Source organism: Stackebrandtia soli (assembly GCF_965137155.1).
Taxonomy (GTDB): domain Bacteria; phylum Actinomycetota; class Actinomycetes; order Mycobacteriales; family Micromonosporaceae; genus Stackebrandtia; species Stackebrandtia soli.
The window spans coordinates 240290-253573 of record NZ_CBCRZX010000002.1; the positions used below are offsets into that span (position 1 = coordinate 240290).

The following is a 13284-nucleotide window of genomic DNA, read 5'->3' on the forward strand; positions in this document are numbered from 1 at the left end:
CCAGCGGTTCCGATCGCCGACGCGCCCCGACACCGAACCGTCGAACGCCCGTTCCGTCAACCTCCATTGACGACAGAGCGCACCTTCCCGCCGGGCTCACGCGATCGAAAACGCGATGGCGGAGCGACCGCCGCGAGGCGATACTGGGGCGCGATATGAACGAACAAGAACTCGTCAAACTGAGCAAACGACTGTCCCGGGTGTTGCGACATCGCCCCGAAACGATCGGGATCACCCTGGACTCGCAGGGCTGGGTCGACGTGCCCGACCTGCTGAAGGCGCTGTCCCGCACGGGAACCCGCGTCACTCCCGAGCAGCTGGCCGAGGTCGTGGAGCGCAACGACAAAAAGCGCTTCGCGCTCGAGGACGGACGAATCCGCGCCCGACAAGGACACAGTCTCGACGTCGACCTCGGTCTACCGGAGACCGAGCCGCCCCCCGTGCTGTACCACGGGACGGTCCGTCGGCACCTCGACTCGATTCGCGCCCACGGACTGTTGCGCGGCAACCGCCACCACGTGCACCTGTCGTCCGACACCGCGACCGCGCGCACCGTCGGCTCACGCCGGGGCCTGCCGGTCGTGCTCACCGTGCACGCCGGCCGCATGGCCGCAGACGGCGCGGCCTTCCACGTCACCGACAACGGGGTCTGGCTCACCGAATACGTGCCCGTCGCGTACCTCGCGGACGCCACCGGGACGCCACTCCCGCCCGTGTGACGCGGTGCCCCTAGGGGCGTTCGACGAGGTGGCCCGGCGGATGCATGATGTTCGGATGAACGGAACCCCACAGGCACGACGTCGGCGACGGAGCACCCCATGCGGGTGACCGCGCGCAATCGAACGCCCTGGCGAGTCGGGAGACGGCGAATGCTGTTCCGACCCCGCACCCCGATGTTGCTGCTGATACTCGGGCACCTGGGCACGTCGGAGGAGCTCGGCCTCATCGCGCTGGCGCTGGCGCTCCCAATGGCGCTGTACCTGCTCGTCAAATGGATGCTCGCGCTCGCGACAATGCCGTTCATCGCGCTGTTCGAACTGCTGGGGCTGCGGCGACGACGGGTCGTCGTCTATCCACTCAAGACGGGCAACCCGCACGTCCGGGAAACCGTCTGGACCTACCGGGTGGGGTCCGCGGCGCAAGCGCGCCAGGTCTGCGCGATCCTGCGCGGTCACCTCGAAGCGGGCGCCGACTGGTTCGACGACGAACGCCCCGAACCGCGCCACCGACCGCTTCCGCAACCGCGCCGGTAGTCGTCCGGGTCGCCTGGGAACCAGCGAGACGACGTCCGACGGACCGATGTGTCGAACACGCCTTCTTCGAACGACGGCCCGACGACGAACGCCTCGGACCACCGCGATCCTTCGACGACACCGCGTTGATCGGCGGGGCAACGAAGGAACCCCTGGTCATCCATCAAGGATGAAGAGGGTGACCGGAGGACCAACGAAGCATGTCCACAAGGACAGAACTTGGTGCCCGCCACCCGACGAGCCATCGAAGAGGCGCGCCGCGCGGTAACCGAACGATTCCGATAATCGTTGTGGCCCTTGACATGCGGCTCCATTCACGCTATCGCCGTCCACAGCCGATCGGGTTCCGGCGTGTCGTACGGCTATGCCATCATCGCCCGCATGTCTCCTCCCGAGTTGACCGACGACACCGGCCTGCGCTGGTGCCCCGCGTCGGATACCCACGACATCGCCCTCGACGGTTCGACGCTGGTGTGCCGCAACAGCAGCGGCCGTCGGCTCAAGTCCGTTCCCAAGAACGTGCGCGACACCGAGATCGGACGGCAACTGCTCGCCGTCCGGGAACAGTTGCAGCGTCACGAACGTGAATGCGTCACGACCGTCGAATCGTGGATGCTGGGGGCGCTGCCGGTGCCGTTCGCGTTGCTGACGAAGGTGTGGGCGGACCCGGCGTGGCGCCGAGCGCTGTCCGACCTCGCGGTCACCGCGGATCTCAGCGCGGAGCCCGGTCTGTTGAAGCGGATCGACGAAACGGGTCGCGTCGGCGTCGTCAATCTCGACGCCGAGTCGGAATGGCTCGACTCGGACCACCTGTACGTCCCCCACCCGGTCCTGATCGAAGATCTCGCCGACGTCCGCGAGTTCGCCGCCGAACTCGGTCTGTCGCAAACGATCCCGCAGCTGACGCGCGAGGTGTACGCCAAGCCGGCCGAGGTCGAGGGCAACCGCGTCACCGATTACAACGGCGGCGAGTTCGACGAGCTTCGCCAGGCCCGCGCCCGCACCGCCACGAGCGGTTTCGCCGTCCGCGGCCCCTACGCGACCTGTCGAGCGTCCGATGCCGGGCGGGAACTCCAGGCGCGGTACTGGATCGGCGACGAGAACCCCGACTACTCGACGGAGACGGGCGACCTCCTGTGGGTCGACGCCGACGAACGCTCCGTCCCGTTGTCCGAGGTCGGGCCGATCGCCTGGTCCGAAGGCATCCGCATGGCCGCCCTGATCTTCGCTGGAAGGAAGACCGATGAGAAGTGACGCTTTGCTGCAGGCGGGGCTCGCCCCGGTCGACTCTCCGGAGGGGCAGTCGATCAGCGCGCGCACGTACCACCACCCCGGCCTCGCGGAACCGGTCGTGCGACTGACGGGTGACCAGGTCGCGCTCGCCGAGGACCGCACGATGTCCTTCCTCGGCTACTCCGAACCCGAGGTGTCCGAACCGCTGGCGCGCGGCGCCATTCGAGGGCTGAACTACCCCGCGTGGGCCCTCGTCCACGACTCCGACAACGCGGCCCTCGCCCTGTCGACCCTGCCGGATCTGGAGCGCGCGACCAAGAAGGCGCGCACGTCCCCGGCCGAAGCAGAGCGGATGTTCGGCGTGATCGCCGACAAGCTCCCGCGAACGCACCTGCCCAGCTTCTACGAGCAGGCGGGCCGCGGGTTCCTGGCCGCCGACCGCGCCTACTTCGCGGGCCTGATGTTCAGCCGCGCGAGGTCGACCGAGACGATTCACGCCCTGCCGGTCGACGAGACGCTGCGGCAGGAGGTGTTCATCGAGTTCGCGCTCGCCGGTGCCGTCACCGTCAAGGCGATCAGTGAGTACCTCGCGGAGCTGCGGAAGCGCTACACGCCGGACGAGGCTCTGACGATCTTCGAGAAGCTGGCGCATGGTCGGATTCGCGGCGGGCAAGCGCCGTGGTCGGCACTGCTGACACAGTGGAAGGAACTCGCGATCGCCGCCGACCGGGACCCGGAGGCCGAACAGCAGCGCCTGCTCGGATCCATCTTGGATGCTCCGTCGATGCAGAATGCACCCGTCAAACTGTGGAAGGCGGCCCGCGCGTCGCTGGTGGAGCTCGCTCGGTCGTCGAAGGACCACGCTTTCACGCTGCTCTACCTGTTCCCCGACGCCCACACCTACGACACCGACAAGCAGATGGACTTCCTCAACGACTGGCTCAGTCTGTTGGAGGAGTCCGGTGCCGTGACGACGCTGATCGAATCCGGGCAGACGGCGCGGTGGCTCAACCGCGCGATCGCGGCCCTCAAGGACGGCCGATACAAACAGGGCACCGCCCCGCCGCGGCTGCTCCGGTGGCTGCCGGACTTCGTCGAGACCTGCGGAACCGTCGACCTCAGTGCCGGAAAGAGTTGGCGCCGACGCTATCTCAGCACGGATCTGGCGATTGAGTGCCTTCGACTCGGCATCCCGTTGGCGGACCCTCCGTCCGACGCCGAGCTCGGGCTGGAGAACTGGGCCACATCGGGGCACACCGAGATCGATCCATTGTTGACGGATGAGCGCTTCAAGGCCCTGCTGCACCGGGGCCTGGACGGGATTTCATCGAACCCGATATTGCGGCACCCGCGTTTCGAACCGGCGCTGGACGAGTGGATGTCCGGCCACGCGACACATGCCGGATCAGGTGGTCTTCTCGACCTTCAGAAGTCCATGTCGATGCTCGGCACGGTCGACATCCGCCGCTTCGAGAACGCCCATAGCGCACTGTCCTCAGTCGACGTGGGAGAGGTGCTGCGGCGTACCCTGCGCACGGGCATCCCACAGGAGTTCACCTGGCCCGCCTATGAGGAGGCCATGGCCGAGGTCGGCGTGAACGCCTCCATCACGACGAGCTGGCCGATCGTGACGGTCTTCGACGAGCGGAAGGCGATCGCGGTCGGTCCGAACGGCCGCGTCGCGGAGCACGAGCCGCAGCTTCCCGCGGGAAACAAGCGCGACTTCACGATCATCTACTCCGACGGGGCCTTCTTCGTCACCTGGTCGGTGCGCTACTCCGAATCGTTCGCGTACTGGAGCACCGATCCCGCGCACGTCAAGCAAATGGACCACCGCTGGATTCCGAGTCAGGAGACGACCCTCGACTTCGTCCAACTCACCGCCGACGGCCTCCGGTTGAGTTCGGACAGCGTCCTCCGCCAGGGGGACTGGGAGCTGAGCTACCCGACCGACACGGTCGGCGACGGGAACTCGTACTGGGTGCGCACCTGGCGTGACGGTCAGACGTTCCGCGAGATCGACCCCAAGACCGCGGAACAAGGGCGATACAGCATGCCCTCGTTCTACGCTGACGCCGCGCTTCCGGAAGAGCACGAATGGTTCCTCCCGGTGTGTTCGCTGGCGGCGCTGCCCGAGGGCGCCCCGCCGTCTCCCCTGGGAAGCCGCGACGGCCTCGTCGGTTTCCGGGTGTCCGAGGGATCGGGCGAGTTCCGGATCACGGGCGTCGACGGCCGCTCGGCGGCGATGCCGCGCCACGGGCGTTCCGGACCCTGGGGTCTCATCGACATTCCGGGCGGGGAAACGCCGCGGATCCTGGAAGCGGACCGGGGAACCACGATCGTCGACGAGGACGGCTACCGGCACTGGAGCGCGCCCGTCCGCTCGGCGCACCTTCCCCCGCTGGCGTTCTGGCACTTCACGACCGTGCGGAACGCCGAGACCTCGGCCCTGTTGCGCGCTGCCGACGCGACGACCGCGACGGCTCTCGTCGAAGCGGGCAGCTCCGACCGGACCATCAAGCCGCCCAAGGAGGGACCGGCACCGACGCCGGCGTGCGACGCGCTGCTCGACGGTCTCGGCGTCACCGATCCGGTGCTGCGAAGCGCGCTCACGTCGATCGCGTTGTGGTCGGCACGAATGGTGTCCGTCCGGCACGGTCTGCTGAACCCGAAGGAACCGCAACCCAAGCTGAACAAGGACACGATCGACGCGGACGCTCTTCGCCTCGTCCTCTCCGACACCTTGTCCAGTTACGGCTACGGCAGCGGGCTCGCGGTGGAGTTGCGCATCATCGACGAGTTCCTCAACGGGCAGATCAACGCGGAAACGGCGCGAGCGGAGTTCCCGTACTCCGGACACGATCTCGCCAGTGTGGTCAAGGCCGTGCCGATGATCGCGGTCCGCGCGGTGAGCGCCGGGTTCGACGACGCCGAGCGCACCGCCGCGCGGCAACTGCTCGACCTGCTGAACGGGAACGTGCTGCTGTCGGGTGACGTGTGGCTCGGCCAGTTCGTGGAGGACAAGGACTACGCCATCCAGTCCCGAAACGAGCAGGGCACGATCTTCAGCACCGATTTCGACCACACCGACTCGGGTCGGCGGTTCAAGGTCATCGGTCGCGGAGAACCCGCCCTCCGCCCACACTGGAAGCTCCATCGCGAACCCGTCGAGATCGGCTGGGCCACGAAGGAACGCCTCGACGTCATCGCGGAACGCGCCGGCTCCGAGCCGGTCGTGGCGATCGACCCGGGCGCCGTGACGCTTCTGTCCGAACGGACGGGACTCAGTCCCGCCGCGTCGACGCTTCTGCTGGCGGGAATGCCGCGAATCAACGACGGCGGTGACTACCTCGGAAAAGAGGGTCGTGAGGCCCTGGGGATCAGCCTGGTCCAGGCCAAGGCGGCGGTCCACGAGGTCAACGGATTGCCGGAAGGCATCGGCACCAAGCTGTACGCCGCCGCGCTCGACGACGACGAGACGATCCTGTGGGACCAGCCTCGCTTCGCCGAACGACTCGCCGAGGCCTGGCTGCGGCTCGTCGGCTGGCGGGTGCGCCTCGACGACGCGGACGTGCTCGCGGCGGCGAGCGCGGGGCTCGACTTCGCGGCGTCGCGTGTGCTGCGGTTCCTGCTCGATCCCGTGACGCATCCGCTGGGCGAGAAGCAAACGGACACCTCCGGCATCACGAACGTCATCCAAGGCATTCGATGGGCCTACGAGTTCCTCCCCGAGGGCCACCCCGTCCGCAACGGCATCCCGCAGGCGGTGACGGCGCTCCGTGCCGCGGTGGCGTCGATGACGAGTCTCGTGTCGCTGGGATACCAGAGGAAGGACAACCTGCCGACCGAGTTGTTGCCTGACACGCCCACCGCGGTCCCCGGGTTCGACGAACCCGCCCTCGACGGCGACCTCGTGGTGGCGGTGCCGTCGGGCGACTGGTACATGATGTACTACCGGCCCTCGAAGCTCGGTGACGACGCCGCCAGCGAGTACGTCCGGTCGATGGACCGCAGCGTCATGCACTACTTCGACTGGCTGCGCGACACCGCGGACGGCATCGTCGACCGAATCGGCACCATTGAAGTCGGCCGATACGATACGGACCCGCGCGCGTGTGTTCCCGAACTGGTCACCGAGGCGATCGACACGCTCGGCCTGAGCGAGGACGGTGCGACGCTGTACCTGCAACTGTTGACGCTGTTGTATCCGACCGACGCCCGCATCCGTGACTGGAACAAGTGGACTCCGAAACGCCGTAAGGCGACCATCGCCGAACTCGTGGACAAGGGCCTCGTCATCGAGGCGAAACGCCCACGCGCGGGCCGCTCCGTCTTCATCCCAGGCGACTGGACGACGCCGCGAGCACCGCAACTCCCTTATGAGACATGGAAGAAGGACATGTACGACACCAACCATTGGGGTGCCCCCAAACAAACCACCACGTTCCCGCAGCTGTTCGCGCGGGCCTGGGGTCGCGTCGTGAACGGGGAGGGACCGAAGTGAAGCGTCAGGTCGATCCCGCCGAGGTCCGCTACGCGGACGAGTTGAAGCTCCTCACCGCCGACAAGGGACCGCGCCCGCCGGGCTGGCACCTGACTCCGGCAGCCGTCGTCACCTTCGTCGTCGGTGACGGTGCCCGGATCAGTCGAAAGTTCGTCGGCGATCGCGCCCTTGTGGAGCGCGCCGTCATCACTCTCGCCGGACGCCGAGGCCTCCTCCTGGTCGGCGAGCCGGGCACCGCGAAGTCGTTGCTGGCGGAGCTGTTGACGGCCGCGATCAGCGGTGACACGTCGCGGACGGTACAGGGCAGCGCGGGCACGCACGAGGAGCAGCTGCGGTACGGCTGGAACTACCAGCTGCTGTTGGCCAAGGGGCCGACCACCGACGCGTTGGTGCCGTCGCCGATCCTCTCGGCGATGCGCGGCGGAGCGATCGCCCGCGTCGAGGAGATCACCCGGTGCCTGCCCGAGGTCCAGGACGCCATGGTGTCCATCTTGTCCGAACGGTCGATGTCGGTGCCGGAACTCGGCGAGACCGAGTACGCCGTCGACGGGTTCAACATCATCGCGACGGCGAACCTGCGTGACCGCGGCGTCAACGAGATGAGCGCGGCTCTGAAGCGCCGATTCAACTTCGAGGTGATCGAGGCGATCGGCTCGCTCCAGGCGGAAAGCGAACTCGTCAAACGGGAAGCGGGCCGCGCGCTCGCGGGCGGCAACGCTCCCGCCGACGTCGACGACGCCGTGATCGAGGCGCTCGTGACGGTGTTCCGCGACCTGCGCGAGGGCCGTTCCGTCGAAGGGTGGCCGGTCGACAAGACGGCGACGGTGATGAGCACCGCCGAGGCGGTCGCGGTCGCGGGTTCGCTTGGGCTGCAGTCGGCGTACTTCCCGGTCGGCGACCCCGTGTCGCTGCTCCCCGGTCATCTCCTCGGGGTCGCCCGCAAGGACGACCGGGACGACCAGGCGAAGCTGGTGTCCTATTGGGATTCGACGGTCCGTCGTCGTGCCGAGGAGGGCGAAGCGCGACTGTGGAAGCGCCTGTACGAGCTGCGTCACGTCATCGCCGAACAAAATTGACCATCATGGATGATCCCAATAGGGCAGTCGAGCGGCTGGCCGAGTCTCGTGTTCCGTTCCTCATCGGGGTACGGCACCACTCGGCCGCCCTCGCGGCGGCCGTCCCGCAGCTGCTGGCGGCGGCCGACCCGGACGCGGTCCTCATCGAACTGCCGACGCAGTTGCAACCATGGTTGACGTGGCTCTCCGACCCGAAGACGGAGGCGCCCGTCGCGTTGGCGATCGCGCATCAGGACGGTCGACGACTCGGCTTCTACCCGTTCGCCGACTTCTCCCCCGAGTTGGCGGCACTGCGCTGGGCTCGCGAGCACGACATCCCGGCGCACGCGATCGACGTCTCGGTCGACGCCGAGAGCGGCACGGAGCATCGGGGCATCGCCGCGCGGCTGCACGCCGCCGCCCACACCACCGACACCGGTGACACGTGGGAACGCCTCGTCGAGACGCCGTCCTACGGGGCGGACCCGGAACGGGTCCGGCGCGCGGCCTTGGCGTACGGCTGGGCGTTGCGCGCCGACGCGGATCCGGTGAGTCCCGCCGATCTCGAGCGGGAAGCGCACATGCGTCGGCGGGTCGCCGAGATCGGGGCGGCTCGACCCGTCGCCGTCGTCGGGTCCTTCCACGCCGCCGCGTTCCTCGACGCTCCGACCGTGGAGGCCACGGCGACGGACGAGACGAAGGATGACGAGACCGTCACATCCCTCATCCCGTACAGCTTCGCGCTCTTGGACTCACGTTCCGGCTATCCGGCCGGTGTCCACGATCCGGTGTGGCATCAGCGGGTCGCGGAGGTCGGAGGCGATCCGGCCGCCGTCGACGCGCTCGCGGCCGAGACGGTGTCGGCCGTGTGCGCGAGGCTCCGCAAAGCGGGGCACGCCGCCGGTACCGCCGACGCGATCGCCGCGTACACGATGACCCGGGACCTCGCCGTCCTGCGTGGCCTGCCCGCGCCGGGGCGAGGCGAGATCGTCGAGGCGATGCAATCGGCCCTGACACAGGGGGAACCGCTCGGGCGGGCCCGCGCGGTCGCGGCCGCCGCCGAGCACGTCCTCGTGGGAATCCGACGCGGTCGAGTGGCGCCGGGAGCACCCCGGTCGGGCCTCGTCCGCGACGTCGAGCGGCTCCGCACCGAACTGCGACTGCCGGATCAGGATCCCGCCTACCGGATCGACCCGTTCAAGTCCCCACTGGACAAACGGCGACATGTGACCCTGCACCGCCTCCGCGCGGCGGGCGTCGACTACGCCACACCCGTCAGCACGAGCGGGGTCGGCGGCGTCGACTCCGTGTCCCGCGGGTGGAGTCTCAACTGGACACCCCGGGCGTCGGCGACCGCCGAACTGGCGGCGATCTACGGCCCCGACCTGGTGTCGGCCGCGACCGGGCGGTTGCGCGCCAACCTCTGGCGGGCCGGCCTAGTCTCGACGCTCGCCGAGGCCGCCGAGGCCGGGCTGGTCGGCTTCATTCGGGAACTGTTGTCCCAAATGGACGACGACTTCGCCGCGACGGCGGGGCTTCCGGACCTGATCGCCACTCACCGCCTCGTCCACGCGATCCACAACGGAGGGTACGCGGGGCTCGACGAGCCTCCCGCCGAGGCGGCCTCGATCGCCGCCCGGCTGCTCGCCCGCGCGGTCGCCGGAGTGGACGGCTTCGCCGGGGCAACCAGCGACGCCGAACTCGCCGCGCTGCGCGATCTCATCGGACTCGTCGACGACGACGGAAGGGCCACCCTCAGTTGGCGCCTGCGGCGCATCGCCGACGCGACCACCGCGTCCGCGCCGGCGGCCCAGGGCGCGGCGGCCGCCGCGCTGGTATCGCTGCGGTCGGCAGAACCGGAGTGGCTGGCGACCCAGGTGGCGTCCTGGGTGGAGCACGGTGCCGATGTCGGAGACCGCCTGCGTGGCGTCCTCGTGGTCGCCGCGCCGCTGGTGGAAGCGTCGCTTGAAGTGTTGACGGCGTTGAGCCGCCGCGTCGGAACCTGGTCGCCCGAGGTGTTCCTCGCGCGGCTGCCGAACCTGCGCTACGGCTTCGAGACACTGTCGACCGCGGCCAGGGAACGATTCCTGCGGGCGATCGGCGTCTCGGCCACACCGGCGACGACTTCGGCGCTCACCGACCTGCCCCGCTACGCCGACGCCGATAACACGGGCTTCGCAGCAGTCGCCGCGATGCTCGCCGTGCTCGACGGTCCCACGACCGAACCGGCACCGTCGTCCACACCGGACGAATCGGCGGTTCCGCCCGCGCTGGCGACGAAGACCGCGAAACCAGCGGACCACGTCGACATCGACCAATCCACTTTGGAGGAGATTGCGGCAGAACTCGACGACGAGACGAAACACCGCTGGCGGCTCATTCTCGGCCGCGAGACCGAGGCACTCCCCAGTGGTCAGCGGCGCTTCGCCCGGGCACTCGACGAACTGTACGGGCACGGGCACGGCGAAGGCTCCAATGAGGGCGGCGGAACCGAGGAGCCCTACCCGACGGTCCGCGAATGGGCGGAGGAACTGTCCGACCTGTTCGGTGGTCGAGTCCGCGACGAAGTACTGGCCAAGGCCGCGTCCGCAGGGCGCAGCGAAGCCGTTCTCGAACTCGATCCGGAGAATGTGACCGCCTCGGTCGACCTGCTCACCACCGTCCTGTCGATGGCCGGCGCGCTCCCGGAGTCGAAGCTCGGGGCGCTGCGCAAGCTCGCGCAACGTCTCATCGACGAGCTCACGAAGGCGCTCGCCGTCGAGATGCGCCCCGCGCTCACCGGTCTGACCGTTCCGCGACCGACGGCCCGGCCGACCGGCCGACTCGACCTGGCCGCGACGCTGCGCCGGAACCTGCGGACGGCACAACGGGACGGCGACGAGATCACGATCACCGCCGAGCGCCCCGTCTTCCGCAGTCGGGGAAACCGTTCGGCCTCGTGGCACGTCCACCTCGTCGTGGACGTGTCGGGCTCGATGGAGCGCTCCGTCGTCTACAGCGCTTTGACGGCGGCGATCCTGCACGGTGTGCCGTCCCTGAGCGTCAACTTCACGACGTTCTCGACGCGGGTCGCCGACTTCACCGACCGGGTGGAGGATCCACTGTCGCTGTTGATGGAGGTGTCCGTCGGCGGCGGGACCGACATCGGCAAAGCCTTGGCGTACACCAGGGAGCGGCTCACGGTGCCGTCGCGTTCGATCGTCGCCGTCATCAGTGACTTCGAGGAGGGCGCCTCGACGTCGCGACTGCTCGGTCAAGTCAGGGCGCTCGCCGAGACCGGTGCCGTCCTCTTGGGACTGGCCGCCTTGGACGATTCGGGCGTCCCGGTCTACAACGCGTCGATCGCGGCAGCCGTCGCCGACGCGGGAATGCCGGTGGCCGCGCTCAGCCCCAGCGAGCTCGCGTCGTGGATCGGCTCGAAAGTGAGGAATCGATGAGACCAAGCATCACGCCGAACCTGCTGGCGACGGTGCTGGCCGACGCGCCCGCTCGGGTCCGCAAGCGGTTGGACGCCGATCCGTCGAAAGCCGACGGTTGGGAATGGACACACGAGGACGGTAAGTGGACGATCGCGGCGGGCGGTGAGACCGTCCAGGTGAGCGCCGATCCGGTCACGGAGATCGGGCACATCGGTTGCGGCTGCCTGCTCAGCCCGCGCTGTGGGCACGTGCTCGCCGTCGCGAACGTGCTGCCGTTGACGGATGGCGCGGACGACGGGGACGACCCCGACGTCGGCGCCGGTGACGCCGTCACGAAGGCACCGTCCGCGCCGGTCGCGGAGGCCGTGGTCCTGAAACCAGCGCAACGGCGGGCCGTCGATCAGGCGTGGCAGGTCGGCACGGAACTCGTGTCGACCGGTATCGCCGCCGCCGACACGACGGCGCGGGCCGCCCTGCTGCGGGCCGTGCACGCGTGCCGGATCGCGGGACTGCATCGACTCGCGGCTGCCGGAACCGCTCTGGCGCAGGCCATCAGCGACCTGGCCGCCGACAGGCCGCACTTCGTCCTGTCCGACTGCGTCGCGTTGCTGTCCGAGTTGCTGGGCACGGCGTGGAGGTTGCGGCACAATGCGAGCGCCGATGACCTCGGGGTGGGCCGCCGCGACTATCAGCCGATACCGACGACGAGTCTGACGGGGCTGTGCACGACGCCGATCCTGTCCGACACCGGGTACGGCGGCGCCGTCACCTATCTCGTCGGGTCGGCCGGTCGAATCGTGTCGGTCGCGTCGGTGTTGCCGGACGCCGATCCTTTCGCACTGTATCGGGCCCCCGTCACCCTCGGAAATCTGTCGACCAAGCACGACGCGTTGGGCCGCAGCTCCCTGTTCGTCCAGGGCGCGACGGCGACGACCACGGGTCGCGTCGGCGGCGGTTCCGGGGCGTCGGCAACGGCGACGGGGCCCGCCACCTGGGACGACGACGCCGTCGCCGCGCTGTGGAAGACACCGTTGTCGACACAGCTCGACCGGGCGTTCGCGGCACTGACCGTCCCACCGACGCAGCGACACGAAGGTGCCGACCTGCTGTTCCTCGACGGAGAAGTCCTACATGGGCCATCCGGAGTGGAGGTGGCCGCCGAGGGCATGCGGGCGCGCGCGATCGCCGACGACGTCGACGATCGGCTGCGTTTCGGCACGAACCTTCGTCGACTCGCGACGATGGCGCCGACTCCCGTGCGAATGATCGCCCGGTTCGTCCCCCACCGGTCCCGCACGATAGCTCCACTGGCCGTGCGGGTCGACGATCGAATGGTCAACCTCGGATTCGAGACGCTCGACGCGAGCGCCGCCCGCCTGGGGGCACCGCCGCCGGGCACGACGTCGCCGCTGACCGGCCTCGCCCAGGTGCTGCATAGGGTCGCACTCGGTGGGCGCGACTGCGCGGGTCCCAGTTCGAACAGGACGATCCAGGTGACCGGTGAGCGGTTGCGGCGAGACTTCCTTCCGCACTCCGCGGAACTGTTGGAGCGACTACATTCCAGCGCTTCAGCGGTGACTCGGGACGTCTTCGGCCAGGCGCGCCGCGCGGACGCCGACGCTTTCGCGACGGCGTGGACGGCCGCGATGACCTATCTGGACGTGGCCCAGCGAAGGCTGTCCCGCTCCGACTGGGACACCACCGCCTGATCGGACACATCGGACACTCTCAATCCCGGGAACCCCCTCGGCACCACGCCGAGGGGGTTCCGGCGTTTCACCACAGGACGGGACGGAGCGAGAAACGGGACGGGGCGGGAC

Annotated in this window: 7 protein-coding genes; all 7 read left to right on the top strand. The window is 68.9% G+C overall.

From position 1 onward, the window contains the following. The first annotated feature begins 155 nt into the window (after positions 1 to 155). The 7 genes from ACM9NP_RS02330 (at position 156) to ACM9NP_RS02360 (ending at position 13173) form a co-directional block, all read left to right on the top strand. Positions 156 to 719 (top strand): RNA 2'-phosphotransferase, encoded by a 564-nt coding sequence (locus tag ACM9NP_RS02330; RefSeq protein WP_415644860.1) that lies wholly within the window; start codon positions 156 to 158, stop codon positions 717 to 719. Positions 720 to 869: 150 nt separating this feature from the next. Next, complete coding sequence (locus ACM9NP_RS02335; protein WP_415644861.1) at positions 870 to 1253, top strand: hypothetical protein; 384 nt, start codon at positions 870 to 872, stop codon at positions 1251 to 1253. Between the two features lie 381 nt (positions 1254 to 1634). Then, on the top strand, positions 1635 to 2507 hold the full coding sequence (locus ACM9NP_RS02340) for a DUF4132 domain-containing protein (protein ID WP_415644862.1): 873 nt from the start codon (positions 1635 to 1637) through the stop codon (positions 2505 to 2507). After that, complete coding sequence (locus ACM9NP_RS02345; RefSeq protein WP_415644863.1) at positions 2497 to 6990, top strand: hypothetical protein; 4494 nt, start codon at positions 2497 to 2499, stop codon at positions 6988 to 6990. The genes ACM9NP_RS02340 and ACM9NP_RS02345 overlap by 11 nt, the downstream gene beginning before the upstream one ends. Next, the gene (locus tag ACM9NP_RS02350; RefSeq protein ID WP_415644864.1) at positions 6987 to 8066 is read left to right on the top strand and encodes an ATP-binding protein; all 1080 of its coding nucleotides are present in this window, start codon (positions 6987 to 6989) and stop codon (positions 8064 to 8066) included. The genes ACM9NP_RS02345 and ACM9NP_RS02350 overlap by 4 nt, the downstream gene beginning before the upstream one ends. 5 nt (positions 8067 to 8071) lie before the next feature. Beyond that, positions 8072 to 11482: a DUF5682 family protein gene (locus ACM9NP_RS02355; protein WP_415644865.1), complete on the top strand. Its 3411-nt coding sequence runs from the start codon at positions 8072 to 8074 to the stop codon at positions 11480 to 11482. Next, positions 11479 to 13173, top strand: coding sequence for a hypothetical protein (locus tag ACM9NP_RS02360; protein ID WP_415644866.1), 1695 nt, complete (start codon positions 11479 to 11481; stop codon positions 13171 to 13173). The genes ACM9NP_RS02355 and ACM9NP_RS02360 overlap by 4 nt, the downstream gene beginning before the upstream one ends. Positions 13174 to 13284: the final 111 nt, after the last annotated feature.